This window comes from Rivularia sp. UHCC 0363, from assembly GCF_034931125.1.
Taxonomy (GTDB): domain Bacteria; phylum Cyanobacteriota; class Cyanobacteriia; order Cyanobacteriales; family Nostocaceae; genus Rivularia.
In genome coordinates this window covers 47208-63182 of the sequence record NZ_JAYGHM010000033.1, presented here as the reverse complement: position 1 = coordinate 63182, position 15975 = coordinate 47208, and the positions used below count along the sequence as shown (strand labels likewise).

General features: G+C 37.6%; 10 protein-coding genes. 7 read left to right on the top strand and 3 right to left on the bottom strand.

Annotated features, from left to right (window positions below):
* Positions 1-351: 351 nt before the first annotated feature.
* A complete protein-coding gene (locus VB797_RS19205; protein WP_323239333.1) occupies positions 352-2532 on the bottom strand; it encodes a cytochrome-c peroxidase in 2181 nt (726 codons plus the stop codon).
* Positions 2533-3219: 687 nt separating this feature from the next.
* Between VB797_RS19205 and VB797_RS19200 the strand changes: the two genes are divergently transcribed.
* The 7 genes from VB797_RS19200 (at position 3220) to VB797_RS19170 (ending at position 14060) form a co-directional block, all read left to right on the top strand.
* Entirely contained in the window at positions 3220-3483 is a 264-nt protein-coding gene (locus VB797_RS19200) for a hypothetical protein (RefSeq protein WP_323239332.1), read from the top strand.
* A 218-nt stretch (positions 3484-3701) separates the two neighbouring features.
* Positions 3702-4424, top strand: a complete 723-nt coding sequence (locus VB797_RS19195; RefSeq protein ID WP_323239331.1) for a Uma2 family endonuclease — start codon at positions 3702-3704, stop codon at positions 4422-4424.
* A 95-nt stretch (positions 4425-4519) separates the two neighbouring features.
* Positions 4520-4912, top strand: a complete 393-nt coding sequence (locus VB797_RS19190) for a VanZ family protein (RefSeq protein WP_323239329.1) — start codon at positions 4520-4522, stop codon at positions 4910-4912.
* 549 nt (positions 4913-5461) lie between these two features.
* Positions 5462-7240 carry a vWA domain-containing protein gene (locus VB797_RS19185; protein ID WP_323239328.1) on the top strand — a complete coding sequence of 593 codons (1779 nt, stop codon included), beginning with the start codon at positions 5462-5464 and terminating at the stop codon, positions 7238-7240.
* A 20-nt stretch (positions 7241-7260) separates the two neighbouring features.
* On the top strand, positions 7261-9996 hold the full coding sequence (locus tag VB797_RS19180) for a tubulin-like doman-containing protein (RefSeq protein ID WP_323239327.1): 2736 nt from the start codon (positions 7261-7263) through the stop codon (positions 9994-9996).
* A 26-nt stretch (positions 9997-10022) separates the two neighbouring features.
* A complete protein-coding gene (locus VB797_RS19175) occupies positions 10023-13064 on the top strand; it encodes a hypothetical protein (RefSeq protein WP_323239326.1) in 3042 nt (1013 codons plus the stop codon).
* A gap of 159 nt (positions 13065-13223) precedes the next feature.
* Positions 13224-14060, top strand: coding sequence for a M90 family metallopeptidase (locus VB797_RS19170; protein WP_323239325.1), 837 nt, complete (start codon positions 13224-13226; stop codon positions 14058-14060).
* Here VB797_RS19170 and VB797_RS19165 read toward each other — a convergent pair.
* Positions 14057-14653 carry a Uma2 family endonuclease gene (locus VB797_RS19165; RefSeq protein WP_323239324.1) on the bottom strand — a complete coding sequence of 199 codons (597 nt, stop codon included), beginning with the start codon at positions 14651-14653 and terminating at the stop codon, positions 14057-14059. The two genes, VB797_RS19170 and VB797_RS19165, sit on opposite strands and share 4 nt — an antisense overlap.
* Before the next feature lie 161 nt (positions 14654-14814).
* A complete protein-coding gene (locus VB797_RS19160; RefSeq protein ID WP_323239323.1) occupies positions 14815-15852 on the bottom strand; it encodes an agmatinase family protein in 1038 nt (345 codons plus the stop codon).
* Positions 15853-15975: the final 123 nt, after the last annotated feature.

Genomic DNA, 15975 nt, shown 5'->3' with positions numbered 1-15975 from the left:
AACGATAAGAAAGTTATTTTTCCCCTTCTGCCTACTGCCTTAAAACGACTATTTAGTTAACATCCCAAGTACTGAAGAACCAAAATTGTTTGTATATAGGACTTACGCATTGACAGAAAATACAAAATATGGATATGGGGAAAGCCACATTCATCGTAGGGGTTTAGCACTGCTAAACCCCTACATATGACTATATACTCATAAACTATCAAAGTCTGAAATGATCTATTTTCGTGAACGCATACCATAATTAATTTGTACAGTGCGTAAGTCCTAGTATATATAAAAAAATGAAAAGACGCAGCACTGCTACGCCTCCTCAATCAAATGGTAATTAAATTCTTACCTGAATCAAAATTCTAAAAACTCTGCTAAAGGTTTACCACCATTTCTACCCACAGCAGGGATTTCCAACAAACTATCTTGAGCTTGTTGAACACCATTAGATGATGTATTAGAATCCACAACTACAGAATTTTGGTCGTTAGGATGTCCGTTAGGAACAAATAACTGTGGATGGTCGAAAGGTGCTTGTTGATTGCGAACTCGTTCGTCGGTAAGACCTTTGAGAAAAGCAACCAAAGCTTGTTTGTCATCAGGAGTTAAGTTTAATGCTCGAAGTCCACCAAAATCACCACCCCGATTGTAAAAGTCAACTACTTGTTCTAAAGTCGATTGTCCACCGTTGTGGAAATATGGAGCAGTTAACTCTATATTGCGGAGTCCGGGTGTTTTAAATGCACCATTGGCAATTATGTCTTGTTGAGAGTTGGGAACTACAGGTGGTTCTTCACCCAAAAGTTGTTTAAATTTACCTTCAAAAGCCAAGGTCGATTCCGATAACGAATTATCAAACTCATCTTTACCAGCAACACCAACATCTTCTTGAGGTGGTCTGACACCGATCGCAAAAAATCCAGTGTCTTCTACAGGATTTACAGTATTGGGAGGAAATGGAGCTCGCTGAATGCGTCCTTTACTTTTGACATTACTAACCGAAGCAGTAGTCAATTCCGAACCAGCATGACAACCAATACAGCCATTGCGTTGGAATTTCTCGAATCCCTGTAATTGTTGTGCGGTCAAAGCGCTTTGATTACCACCAAGAAACTGGTCGAATGGTGTTTGGTCGGAAATCAAGGTAGATTCGTATTCCTGGACTGCTAAGCCAAAAAATAACGCGAAGTTATACTCCATCAAAGTATATTCGTTAGTTGTCAGAGGTCGATTTTTGGGTTTGCGGATAAATCTGCGTTTACCAGTATCGGGGTTAATCCTGATAGCTAGGTTTGAATCCCACCACTCTCGCTGAAAAGCATCTTGGACTAATTGCTCGTAGGACTTATTCAAACCTGTAGGAGACTTACTTAAAGAACCTAAAACGCTGTCATCGCTAGCTACAACCTGTTTATTCAAAGGAGTAACAGCAATTAATTTTTTACCTAGCTTTCTCCCAAATCGTTTAAAAGGTCTTTTCCGCACGGGTTGTTTAATCGATTGGGGTTTCTTGATATTTTGTTTACTTTGTTCCAGAGTTTCTTCAGCAGATACTCCTTCAACAGCAGAACCCTTTTCAATCAAGCTTCCGCTATCATCAAGTACCTCAATTTGATCTTCCGATTCGGAGAGATTAACTCTAAATGGTGCAATTACATCATCGTTTTCCGCTGCAATTTCAAAAGCACTCACTGGTGGTCCGACAGCTTGGGAAGCTAGAGAAGCATTATCAATTTTGACTTTGACATCTCTAAGTTGTCTTTTATTCGGAGCCTTTAAAACAAAAGCATTTTTATCTCTTAAACCAAAAGGATTGACCCCGTTAAAAATATTTTGCGCTCTTCCATCCCAGAAATTACGGAAGTTGAACACAGCATCAATCACCGTTGGGGTATTACGAGTTGTCACTCTACGGACATTCACACCGTTAACATTGAAAACCGTATCTTGCAACGGTTTGGTTACATCCTTATCGCTACCGGGATTCACATCAACAAAGTCTGCGCGAAACACACCTTGGGAACCCGTCACATCATCCGTATCATATAAGACAGTAGAAGCAATATCGTCTGGATTTTCCAAGCGATGAAATGGATAATCTCCTGGCTGTAATTGATAGTTCGGAGCTACTGCAAGATCGAAACGGTTGTTAAAACCAGGGTTGATTTGGTTTTTAGACCGACTATCAGCACCAGCATTAAAGTGACAGCTAGCACAGGATTGGATACCATCGCTACCTACCTGCATATCCCAAAATAGGCTTTTACCCAACGCGATCGCAGATGTTTTGTCTTTAATAAATTGGTCAATATTGCTTGGTCTGGGAACGTTTACTTTACTAAGTGGATCGAATGGGGCTAATTGTGCCGAAACCGAGCTTCCAACTAATATAATTACCATTACCAAAGTGGCGATCGCACCACCCCTTTTAGTTTGACGAGATAAATTACTTACTCTCGTACTGGTTAATTTACGGATAAAACTAACCGCTGAAATGGTAATTTTTCGTGTTTTTTTGAAAAGTGTTGATACCATATATATAAAAAAGAGCGCGATTTGATATTTCATTGTTTTGGTAAAACAATTTATTCGGCTCTACATTATTTTGGGTTATCTTTGATAGCTTTTATGCAAGTTATTCTCTATCTACAAATTTGTTTACACTAAGATTAAAATAAAATAAAAATTATTTTTTTAAGTTATAGCTTAAACAATAAAGGTCGAAATTCAACGATTAAAGCTCTATTTCTAAGCTTGAAGCGATTTATGGGCTGATTTCAATAATTTAACTTAATCTTAACCTAAAAATTAATTTACTAATTTAAAAAGCTATTTTGTTTTAAATTAATCAAAAGATGATATTAGTTAATCCTCGCATTAAAGAAATCGCCTTTAATGTCGCACCCAATAATTTAAACAATTGGTTATAAAAATTGTGCCTTAATCTAAAATTAATTAGGTGATAAAAATGCGTACAAAAATGTTAAAGGGCAGACAAAATGCCTGCCCCTTTCGTTGATCGTATAAAATATTGAAGTGCATAAACCGCAAGGGCTTAGCTTCTTGGGCACACGGAATCTTTCCGGTATCCGTGTTATCCTAGTCTTGCAACTAGCTCCTCAAGCGTTAATTCCGGCACTCCCTGCCGTACATTGTCTATTATATAACAGTAACTGAAGACAATAGCCAAAAGAAAAATTTCTTTACAAAGGTGGCTTTACAATGGGAAAACTAAATCCTTACAACCTGCAAATGCAGATTACTTCAATGTTCGAGCAAGGACAATCGTTTTTTGCAACAACAAAAGTGCAGGATTGGTTAAAAGAACGCAATCAAAATCCTGCTGATTATGACATTATCTTCCATAAAAAACCTGCCCCTCCCGGTTCTAAAGAAGTGATGGTTATAGAAATTGAATTAAAGCGCAAAGATGGGCAACCAGTAGATTCTTGGCTACAAGAACAAGCTAATTTACAAGCAGGGTAAATCGATTTTGGATTTCGGATTTTGGATTAGAACAGAAATATTTAGTGAATACAATCCACGGAGGCGAGTTTTGCTTGTGTAAGCGAGCCTGCACCTTGTGCGGAAGGGCGTTGAAGCAACTGGGGCGCGGTTTTTAATCGCCAGCTACAATAAACTTAAGCTCCATAATTGATTCGCAGATTAAATCCAAAATCTAAAATCTAAAATCCAAAATTTTTATGACAGCTACTCTACCTGTCGAAAACCAAACCGAAATCTTCTACCCCAGCGCTGATGGAGAACCAGTGGCGGAAACTTTCGATCATCTTTATGCTTTACTAACTACTCTCGAAGTTCTTAAGCAATATCTGAGCAATCGTCAAGCAACGGTTTTGGGCGACCAATTTTTATACTACTCTCAAGGCTTCCCCAAACTGCGGGTTGCGCCGGATGTGATGGTAATTTTCGATGTAGCTCCCGGTGGACGCGATAACTATAAACTGTGGGAAGAAGGGGAAGTTCCCAGCGTCATATTTGAAATGACTTCCGGTGGAACCCAAGATAAAGACCAAGTTTTTAAGAAGACGCTTTACGAACAATTAGGTGTTAAAGAATACTGGCTATTTGATCCCAAAGGCGAATGGATAGAAGAAAAACTACGCGGCTACCGATTGCGCGGGGAAAACTACGAATCTATTACCGATAGCCGCAGCGAACCGTTACAATTGCGCTTGCAAATCGAAGGGCGATTAATTGGGTTCTACAGAGAAGATAACGGCGAAAAGCTGCTCATACCCGTTGAATTAGCAGAAGCCTTGCAGCAAGAGGTTTTAGCAAGACAGCAAGCAGAGGAACAAATACAACAAGAACGTCAACGTGCCGATCAAGCAGAAGCAGAAGTCGAACAGTTAAAAGCTAAATTGCGGGAACTAGGTCTTGACCCCGATACTGTAGATAATTAGTTATTATTATCACTTTTTGTAAACGGTATTTACGGAATTGCGTTTGTTATGCTTGAAGTTTCTAACAAATGCTTTTTTAATATAAATAACTTGCAATGAAAACTAATCGTTCTTGGCTGATTGCCTTTTGGTTTTATATTGGACTTATTTTATCAATATCTATATCAGCTTATTTACAGATTATTCCTACTGAAATCAAACAATTTCCTCATTACGATACAATTTTACATTTTTTATTGATAGGATTTGCGGCTTTTTTAGGACATTTAGCATTTAATAAGCGCAAGATAAATATTTTTTATATTAATTTTGCTCTTCCTTTAGCACCAACTGTTATCAGTTTTTTTGTTGTAATTGAAGAATGTTTGCAAATGTTTTCACCTGTTCGTAGTTTCGATCTAGTTGATTTAGCGGCAGATTTTTGCGGGATTGTTTTGTTTACTTTATTAGCAGAGAAGGTAAAGGTGAGGAGGTCTTCGGAAGGTTAGGTGAGGATATCTTAATTATTCAGCGATACACTGTCCCGATCGGGTATCGCTACATAAAAAAAGCTTGTCTACCCAAACTAGTTAGACACATATCTATAGTACAGTCAATATTCTTTTAAATGATAACAAGTAATTAAACAGTAATTATACGGTGATGAAATTTAGTCGATCAAAGGAAAAAAAGTTTAGTTTTAACATTTATATATCAAAATTTAACTCGATTTTTTCTAGTATATCTAATTTATGTATGAGTTAATTCATAAGCTATCGCGGATTTAAACAATTTATTTTAAGTAATTTTACTATTGAGTTTTGAATATTTCTCTAGTTAGCATATAGCTTAATAAATACTTTATTAAATCTATAATCATTTGGCATAAGAATTTATTTTTATGCTGGAGATATCGCATTTAAAGACTCACTGAATCAATTTGAGTTCAGTGTCAGTTTTTGTATGGGGATAGTATCTTTAAGCTGTAATAAATTCAGGGTTACTCATATGATACTAATTTATCAAGTTAAATTTTATCTGTTTGGAGAAATCTATCAATGATTAGATTCTCCAAGCATTGGTTAAGAGCAATACAAAGCCTTTTTATTTTAACTTTAGCGCCGATTTCTTTATCTACTGCATTTGCTCAAGATGCTTCCAAAGGAGGAATTGACTGGATTGTGGTAGTAGATACTTCTGCTTCTATGCGCGGTGCTGGAGGAACAAAAAATATATTTAATCAAGTAAAAAAATCGATTACTGAATTTGTTAATACTGCTAGATTAGGCGATACAGTCACTATTTACAGTTTCGATAAAGATGTAACTTTACAGACAAAAAATAGTCCTATTGCTAACAATTTAGACAGGGGTGAACTCAAGCAAATAATTACCTCACTAGAAGCGAATGGTCTGCGTACTCATACGGGTAAAGCCGTGCAAGAAGCGCTGCAACATTCCGCCGTATTAAATCAGCGTAGTGATGCTCTCGGTCGTACTGTTAGCATCGTATTTTTGACAGATGGAGTGGAAGACGTAAGTGGTATTCCGAACCCGGTTCCCATTCCCAGTAATACGCAATTTTTGCGCGAGCAACAATGCAAACCCTATATATTTTTTGTATCTCTCGGACAAAAAGAACACGAAAAGCAGCTGAATGATTTCGCGAATAATCCAGCGCTGTGCGGAAAAGGACGGGTATTGCGCGACCCTGGAGGAGTTGAGTTAAATCGACTGGCTCAAAATATCCGACCAGTAGTAATAAAACCCAAAATTGATATCAGTATACCTGATTTAAAATTGCAGCCAGTATCTCCAGGAACTGCCGAATTCAAAATTAATGGCATTAGTAATATTAACAATACGGTAAGTTTGCAATTACAAGACCCGAATAAAACTGGTATTCGCTTATCACCCAACAGCAGAATCGTTTTAGCCGCGAATAAACTAACATCTATTCCCGTGGGTTTGCAAATTCCAGATGATGTCCAAGGAGGTGTTAGTGGGTTGCGGTTGGTATTAGCAAGCGAAAATAAGGCGATCGCCCCCATCACCGTTGACTTACCCGTAACTATCAAAGCGAAACTGCTGCTTCAACCGACCTTGATAGATCTTGGCTCCGTGGAAGTAGGGGAAACAACTGCGACTCAAATAGTAGTTCGCAGCAACATCTCTGGAAACGCGAAATTGCAGCTACAGGGTAATTCTCAAGGTATTTCCCTCGTACAACCGGACTCACCCGTATCTTTGCAAATTGGAGAAACTAAAATTCCCGTACAGTTGCAGGTTGCTGACAATAGTTCTGAAGGCGATCGCACTTTCACTTTGCAATTAGTCCCGGATGCGATCGCAAGTCCGATTGCTGCTTCTATTCAACTAAATATTTTAATCCCACTCTGGCGAAAAATTATTACTTGGTCGTTATTAATACTATTATTACTGTTAATTGCCCTGATAGTAATTTGTTTCATTCAGCGTCAAACACCTCTGGAATTGCTTCAAGATATCCGCACCCGCAAACATTTAGAAGGAGCGCTGCTAATCTTAGAACCACCGCCACAATCCTCAGTAGATGAAGAGATTAGTTTGGCGAACCTGCATAAGACCAAAGTATACTTAAGTGATTTAATACCCGCAATTGATGCAGCTAATTCTGATGCTGAGTTAGTTACCGTCAGGCAATCGGGTAAAAAGAATATTGAGTTACGTTGTCGCAAAGGTAATATTTGCATCAATGACAAGGAGGTAACTACAGATGAAATTTACGATGAGGACATAATCGAAATTGGTAACGTTAAGCTGCAATTTAACTGGATTGAGCATCAACGAATAAATTAAATGATGTCAAAGGAGAATTCATGTCACGTCCCACAGTTGTATTTCGTCCTACCGTCGTCATTGGATTAGGCGGTACGGGCTATGAAGTTGTACTCAAGCTCAAAAAAAGATTCATCGATGTTTATGGTTCAGTACCGGAAATTATTCAGTTTCTTTCTATTGATACCACCGAAAATATCCAAGAACGGGAAAAATCTCCCGATGGTAATACTGTTTATCTAGAACCCAACGAACTTTATGCTATATCTGTCGCTAATCCCAGCGGTTTAGTGGGAGGACGTAACGAACACATTGATGAATGGTGGCCCAAACAAATTCCTTCACACGGTATTATCAACGGTGCCGGACAGATTCGCGCTCGCGGAAGGTTAGCATTATTTGCCAAAGTTGGGGATATCAGCAGTCTGATCGGACAAGCAGTCAATAAAGTCCGGGGAATCCGCACTAGCAAACAAGCCTTTTCCGATAACTTTCAAGTTTCCAATCGCGATGGTGTAGAAATTTTTATTGTGGGTAGTTTAGCCGGTGGAACTGGTAGCGGCACTTTTTTAGATACGGCATTTTTAGCACGGCAATATCTTAATAGTTTTTCCAATATTACGGGAGTCTTTGTTTTACCGAGAGTGTTTTCTAACCTAGCTCAAACTCATATGGTAAAATCTAATGCCTATGGCGCTCTCAAAGAGATCGAACACTTTTGGAATTTATCACCGTCCAATGCCCTGGAAATTGATTACGGTATTTCCAAGCTCAAAGTCGATCGCCCTCCTTTTGATGCGGTATTTTTAATTGATGGTATTAATAAAAAAGGTACTGTAGTCAGCCGTCCCGACGATTTGCAGAATTTAGTTGCAGATGGCTTATATATTCAAATCGGCTCTCAAATCGGACTTGATGCTGCTAACGTTGCCGATAATATTCGTGCTTATCTAGCGACTGGAGAGAAAGTTAGAGGACGTAATATTAACTACTGTAGCTTTGGTTTTGCTACCTTGGCTTTACCCGTACACCAGTACGAACGGATGATGCTAGAGGATGCTTGTAAATTGCTTAAGCATCAGTTGATGGCATCTACAGCAATGGATGTTGACAGCGAAATCGAGCGGTTTTTGCAAGAATGCAAGTTAGGAGAAGTGAATAATGTCCTGAATACTTTGACAGAAAGCAAAGGTGGAGGACAGATCAAACCCGAATTTAGAATTGGGGAAATGCGCTTCGAGCGTACAGCTTTGACGACTATACAAGAATTATATAAGCGCCAGTTGGATAAAATTGAGCAACAGACCGTTAGGGAAATTGGATTAAATTTTGCTAATTTAGAACAGACTGCAACTGCTGCTATATCTACTTGGTGGGAACGCGGTCTTAACCGTCCCAATGGGATAAATTATGCTCTAAAATTTTTGAGCAAACTTTCTTCACAACTCGATGAATTGCAGCAAAGCGTCCAGCGTAAGTCCAAAGAAGCGGAGTCTAGCTTTAATGTTTTGAAATTAGAGTCACAAGAAGAAAAGATTAAACAAGCCGCAGAAAGTTTATTTCCAAATAAGAAAGCTATTCAAGCTGCTTGTCAAAGATACAAGGAACGAGTTGACCAAAAGTGGAAGATGTATTTGCATTGGAAGCGTTGTGATAAAGCGGCTGAACTCTATGGTGTATTGCGAACGAAAGTAGAAGAAATTCAGGAAAAGAGCCGTTCGATTCATAGCAATTTAGATAAGGTCGATCGCGATATCCAGCAGATTTACAGTTCTCGAAACGGTCAAGCACCCAACGATAACCCTTTTATTCACACAATTCAACGGGCTAATCTGGAATCGAAACGTCCGTCATTTACCGGGGAAGACTTTATCCGTTGGTATCGAGAAAAGTCTCAAACCTTGACAAGCTGGTCGGATAAAAAAGTTGAAGATGTCAGAAACGAAATCATTGCCTTTTTAATGGAGATTTATCGTCCTCTCACCAGCATGAGCGTTGAAGAGGTTTTGGCAAATAGCAATCCAGAAGATGCAGGAACAGATTTAGAACAGTTGGGTAAACTCGCAGTTCCGCTGTGGCAATATGAAGAATCGGAAATTCCCACTCAACAGCAGCACGTCATTAATGAGTTTTATTACTACGGAGTTGAGAGCAGCAATACAGTTTTTAGTAGTCCTCCGCTTTCGAGTCGATTACCCAAAGGAAGAGAAAATCCTTCTTTCGTTCCTACGGGTGAACATCATAAAGTTACCTTGTTTCGGGTGGAAGTAGGCGTACCTCTGTTCGCTTTCAACGGTATGAAAGAAATGGAATTGGCTTACTTAGATCCCAATAAAGTGTTTAAGCATCTAGACCGGAATTGGACAAGTTTTCCTAATTTAATTCCTCCAGAAGATGACGGTGGAGCATTACGCTGGTTTGCTTTAGCCTTAGCACCCGATCCGTATAAATTAATCGTCAATCATAGAAGGCAATATTTTGTATATACAGACCAAGCGCGAAAACTAGAAAACGGACTATTGCTTTTAGGTAGCGATCGCAAAGCCGCATTTAAAGCTTTCAAAGGTAATTCACCGTTAATCAAGGAAATTGCCGAAAAAGTTGAGGATATTACCCATAGCGATCGAGACAGGACCAGATTGAGTTTAGAAGATTATGTCCGTTATTTAAACAAGGTTTTAAGCGGGGGTAAGGTGGATTCCCAAATCAAAGAACAGGTAGAGATGGAAATCCAAGAAATTGAAACATACCTGGAAGATTTAGATGTAATTATTTAGCGGGAATAATCTACCTTAGTGTCATCATGCCAAAACCAACTATATTAATTGCACTAGATTCTCATAGTGCTGCTTTTTGTAACGCCATTAAAACTCAACTTCAAGAATTAAATACTGTTCAAAGTCGTTTGATTCAGATTTATACTTTGGTGGGAGAAAATCAAGCTTTTAGCTTTAATTCGGAGTTAGATAAGTTCGCAGACTGGAGTTTTGAGTTAGAAAGTGATGGTAAACAGAAATTTGTTTCCCAAATCAACGCTCAATTTAATCAAACTATTAACACCCTACAAACCGAACTGATCGATCTAATCAAAACTGCTACTCAATCCGAATCAGCAATTGCTTTGAAACGTCAAGGAGTAGAAATTAGCAGTACCCATCGAATTTATCTGATGCTATCAATCGGCAACCCTGAAGTTAGGGGGATAGTTTTTGAACTAGTGCGTTTGATTCGCTGGTTATTTAATAAATATTTTACAGATGTTCCTTATAGTTTGGAAGGTTTATTACTACTACCGGGGTTATTTTCTCAAGTTACAACTGCTGATTATAGTGAAGCTTATACCTTGCTCCGGGAGTTGGATTATAAGATGAGTAGTGGAGTAGCAAAAACAGTAACTCCAAACCTCCCACCTTTTCATAACTGCTGGCTATGCGATGAACGAATTGGCGGATTAAAAGATAATTTAACCAGCTATGCTGATGCTTTTGCCGGTTTTCTCACATTAGAAGCCGAGACAAACGGTTTATTAATTGGTACGCAAAAAGTCCGAGGAAAACTTCCTGCTTACAGTGCTTTTGGCTACGGAGAATTATTTTTTCCCAGCGAAATTATTATCAACCGTTTAAGTGCTTCCTTAGCTGCCGATATTCTTGATCGCCAATTTTTACCGCAAGCAAAATCTACTTTAGAGGTAAATCGTAAATGGCTCTTAGATACTAAAGAATTCATCCTCAACGAAGATTTTAGCAACGCTTTTCTCGAATTAGAAAGAGACAACGGTAAACCAGTTTGGCAAGATTTCAACCCGCGCATTAATCTACAGGCTGGAATGGCACGGGAATATGGGATGGAGTTGCAGCGTGCTTATAAACAGTTTGAAAAGAAAGAATTACTTTCCTACAAACGGACTTTAGAAAATTCTTGTCAACAGGTACAGTTAGCCCTAAATACCTATTTAGATCGCAGAATTAATTATTATGCCGATGCAACACCTACAGGTTTACATGAAGCAGTTACGTTATTAAATCTATTAACTTATTTATATATAGAACTGCAAGCAGAGTCTATCAACGAGCAACCTCAAAATTTGATTACCGAACTGCATGCCGCAGAAGCATTTATTGACTCACAATTAGAAATAAAAATCAATCGGGAAACTACTCAAAAGCTACTCAATCAAGTTTATTACTTAAGATTACAGCGTCAGCAAATCCAAGATAATTTAGCTCAAGGAGAATCAGAAGAACTACGGCAAGAAATTAAAACAATTCAGGAACAATTAAAAACTGTTATAGATGAATATCATCAAGCTTTGAACTCGGAAATTGAACAAACTCGCCAAATCCGTTTTGTGGCAATTACTCAGGCTCGCGAAGAAGCACAAAAAGCGATTGATGCTAATATAAAGCACCTTAATAGTGCTGAGAATCACCTTGAAACAGCTACAGATAAAAGGAATGAAATAATAGAAGAAGAAAACCTATTTCGCAAGCAGTATCTAATTATTTTTCCTGGGATTGTTGCTGTAGGCATAATTAGTATATTGATTGTTATCGGGATTTTTAATCAATCAATATTATGGCTATTATTACGAAACTTTTGGAGTAATCTAGCTCCTTACTTATTAGGAACTGCGGTGAACGTTTTGATTTACTTAGGCATAGTTTTGCTTAAATACAATAGTAAAATTCGCCATCGTCTGATCAAGGTTCAGAAACAAATTAAACAATTAGAAAGTAGTTTAAAAGCAAACGCTGTCGAATTACGTCGCAGCTATAACGAACAATTAAAATTAGAATATGACCTCTACGTCCAAAAACTTCGCGTTGAAGCGTTGAACCATTTAATAAAAACGGTTAAACAAAAAGCAGTTAATTTACGTCAATCTCTTGCTGAAATTTCAGGAATATATCATAAATTAGTCCAAGAGCGCGAACAATCTACAACGAAGTTTTCTGAAAATCGCCTTGCAGTTTTAACCGATACAGATGTTGATATTTACTATCAAAATTTCTTGGCAAAATTCCCTACCGATAAATTTACTACTCTCATAGTAAGTCGCTCTAAATCGTGGAAAATTTCAGCCGAAGAATTTCAAAATAAACTTATTCCTTTTGCTCGTCAGCAGTTTGAGCAATTAAGTAACTTGTCTGTTGCTCAAGTATTAAAGCAAACTGATTTAATTGCGGAAAACACTGCAAATATCCGCTTGAATCAGCTTTATGATAGCTCTAACCTATTGCTACGAATTCAAGATATTGATGCTAACTTAAACCCAACTTCTCAAAAAGAGACTACTCTGTGGGTGTGTGCTGAAGACAAAGAAGAAATGTTTGAAACATACAGTCGCTTCAGCCGCAGTTTAACCCCTGTAGTTGCTGAGGATAAAGATAGATTGTGCATATTAACCCGTTCCTTGGGCTTTCCAGCTTACTTTCTCGGTCAAATTGAATTTTACCGCGACTGCTACGAACGCACGCAAAACGAGCCAGATGAGATTCCCGATTTAATTCCAGATGAAATAGGCTCAAATAAACAATTGAAGCTAGCGTATCAAAACTTATTTTTGGCGATCGCACTTGGGTTAGTATCTCAAAATACTCAAGAAGATTATCAGTTCAACGGTGGGTTAATTGGTAAAGATAGAGAAGAAATTAGCCAAGCTTTGGTAAATGAATTTAGCCTTGAAGAAATATATGAAGAAATTAGACAAAGCATCGAAACATTTGAACACGATCTGATTTACCAAAAATTACAAAAATTAGGAACAGATATCAAAGATTTGACTAGTTACGAACGTAAACTTTTAGATAATCTTCTCTCAGACTATAATCCTTTGAATTAAAAGCTTAACCAATACAAATAGGCTTTATGATCGGGCTTTATTACCTATCCTTGTGGAGGTTTTGCTTCTCTTCACGCACTAAATTATCTCATCTTTTATCACGGTGAGCTACCGTATAGATATCTACCATAGCTCATCTTAATTCATATTATTTCATCAATGCTTCCAGCAATTATTTTTTTAGTGATCACTGGACTAATTGTCATCACAATTTTATTCAGCCCCGTTTTAATTAAACAACAAAGAAATCATATAAAACGCCGTCCATTTTCGCCACTCTGGAATTCTATCATTGAAAATAATCTTCCTCTTTATCCTCATCTTTCCCCCCCCGAAAGAAGACGACTACAAGGACATATTCAAGTATTCCTAGCTGAAAAACAATTTATTGGTTGCAACGGTTTACAAATAACAGAAGAAATCAAGGTTATTATTGCCGCTATCGCTTGCTTACTTCTACTCAACGAACGCGGAAAATATTTTCCCAAATTGCGTTCTATTTTAATTTATCCTACAGCTTATTTTGCTAACGAAACCACGGTCAGCGGTAATTATATAGTTGAAGAAAAACGAGTTATTAGACTAGGTGAATCTTGGAGTAGAGACCAATTAGTATTATCTTGGCAACAGGTAAAACGAGATACTCAAAATTGGCAAGATGGACAGAATGTTGTATTGCATGAATTTGCCCATCAGTTGGATCAAGAGGACGGAAAAGCTGAGGGTGTTCCGATTTTACAAAAACAATCTGAATATTCTAATTGGTCAAAAGTAATGACACAAGAATACAATCAATTGTGTAACAATGTAGAACAACAAAGAAAAACTGTAATGTATAGTTATGGTGCAACTAATCCTGCTGAATTCTTCTCCGTAGCAACCGAAACGTTTTTTGAAAAGCCGCAGCAGTTACAAAAAAAGCATCCGGAACTTTATCAATTATTGCAAAATTATTATAAACTAGACCCAGTGCAGTGGGATATTAAACATAATTAACTATCTTTTACTTCTATATTTTCAAATTCAACTTTATCATAAATATCTTCAAGGCTAATTTCAAAATTAATTGAGTTTAAAGAAACAGTTTCATTTGCATCATAATATTCAGAAAAAGTCCAGCTATTTTTACCAGTCTTAAAATATTGCTCAACCTGCATTGTATACTGGTCAATTAAAATATATTCTTGAAAAGTTGGAATCGTGCGATAAACTGAAAATTTTTCATCTTTATCGTAACTTCTAGTAGATTTTGATAACACCTCAACAATCATTAATGGGTTAAGAATTGTATCTTTTCTTCCCTGTTGCAGTTGCAAATCACCCTGAACAACCATGACATCGGGATAAGTATAAATACGTCTTTGAGGAATCCAAATCCTTTGGTCTGCAACAAAAACACGATAAGGTTGACGCTTTAATCCAAAATTAAGCGAAGCGTAGAAATTCCCTGTAATTTGATTATGATTTGGAGTTCCACCAGTCACGCAAATAACCTCACCATTAATGTATTCATGGCGCTCTTCAGAGTTTACCTCGAATTCGAGGTATTCTGACGGCGTGTAAAGTTTTTTCTCTTGTGCTTGTGCCATAATATGTTAACTCCCAAAGCTTTAGATAGCGTTGACAAAACTATTCTACATATAGCTCTAAAAACTTTGCGTTCCTTTGCGCTTACCTCATTCGTGACTCTGCGTTAAAAAAATATTCAAAAGCGATGCTCACAGAATTTGATATAATTTAACTTTTACAACTAACTATTAGATAAACCCATCAAATTCGCCAATTTCAAAACCACTCTCGCACCAACATTTCCATCCCATTCTGCATCACCAACTTCACAAACATCAAAACCAATAATTTTTCTGCCGCTGTTTACTACTTCTCGAATCAAACAATAAGCTTGCTCTAATTCCAAACCTCCAGGAACCGGAGTTCCGGTATTTGAACATAGTTTGGGGTCTAAACCATCAGCATCAAAGCTAACATAAACATATTCGGGTAAATGACTAACAATTTCCTTACATAGATCTATCCAAGTAACTCCAGAATAAAGCTTTTGCTTAGTGATTGAATCGTAATAAGCAATAATTCTATTATTAGATTGATTAATCATTTCTACTTCATCATGACAAATATCTCGCAAACCGACTTGAACTAATTTAGATATCTGCGGTAGTTTCATCGCGTTGTACATAATTGAAGCATGAGAATACTCAAATCCTTCATAAGCATTACGTAAATCAGCGTGAGCATCGATGTGTAAAATACCATAGCTGGAGTATTTTTCTACTAAGGCTTGCATATAGCCCAAAGGTGAACTATGGTCGCCACCAATAACTGCAACGTGCTTACCGTCGTTAATTGCTTGCTGAGATTTATCAAATAACCACTGATTCACATTCTCGCAAACTTGGTTAATTTCCGTGAGTAAAGATGTTAAATTTGGTGCATCTGTTAAAGGTTTACCTTGTTCCAACCGTTGAATAATTGTTGCTGCTTGCTGTCGGTAATATTTATTTTTATCTAACATATCCTGGGGAATTTCCATCATAAAAAGTCCCTGCTTCCAACCTTCGGGATTATCAAAATCAAATAAATCTAACTGTGGTGAAGCATCAAGAATTCTTTGTGGTGCGTTAGCTGTACCCGCACCATAGGAAACCGTTACTTCCCAAGGTACGGGGATGATAATTAAATTTGCCGAATCGTAATCGAAGGGTAAACCGAAGATGTTACCGTTGATTTGTCCGACATCGCTGGGGTTGTAGTTGGAGATTGGGTTGTTCATGGTCAATGGTAATTATAAATAGGAATATAAATAGTCAGAAATGGCCGCAATTGTCACAAAACCCCGGTTGGTGCGTGACACTAAAACCTTATTATTGCGTTAAAAATCAAACATAGTGTCACA

Bases quoted from the DNA above. Each gene is read 5' to 3' on its own strand.
- VB797_RS19180 (WP_323239327.1), top strand. From the start codon at position 7,261: ATGTCACGTCCCACAGTTGTATTTCGTCCTACCGTCGTCATTGGATTA.
- VB797_RS19200 (WP_323239332.1), top strand. From the start codon at position 3,220: ATGGGAAAACTAAATCCTTACAACCTGCAAATGCAGATTACTTCAATG.
- VB797_RS19160 (WP_323239323.1), bottom strand. From the start codon at position 15,852: ATGAACAACCCAATCTCCAACTACAACCCCAGCGATGTCGGACAAATC.
- VB797_RS19170 (WP_323239325.1), top strand. From the start codon at position 13,224: ATGCTTCCAGCAATTATTTTTTTAGTGATCACTGGACTAATTGTCATC.
- VB797_RS19190 (WP_323239329.1), top strand. From the start codon at position 4,520: ATGAAAACTAATCGTTCTTGGCTGATTGCCTTTTGGTTTTATATTGGA.
- VB797_RS19185 (WP_323239328.1), top strand. From the start codon at position 5,462: ATGATTAGATTCTCCAAGCATTGGTTAAGAGCAATACAAAGCCTTTTT.
- VB797_RS19205 (WP_323239333.1), bottom strand. From the start codon at position 2,532: ATGGTATCAACACTTTTCAAAAAAACACGAAAAATTACCATTTCAGCG.
- VB797_RS19165 (WP_323239324.1), bottom strand. From the start codon at position 14,653: ATGGCACAAGCACAAGAGAAAAAACTTTACACGCCGTCAGAATACCTC.
- VB797_RS19175 (WP_323239326.1), top strand. From the start codon at position 10,023: ATGCCAAAACCAACTATATTAATTGCACTAGATTCTCATAGTGCTGCT.
- VB797_RS19195 (WP_323239331.1), top strand. From the start codon at position 3,702: ATGACAGCTACTCTACCTGTCGAAAACCAAACCGAAATCTTCTACCCC.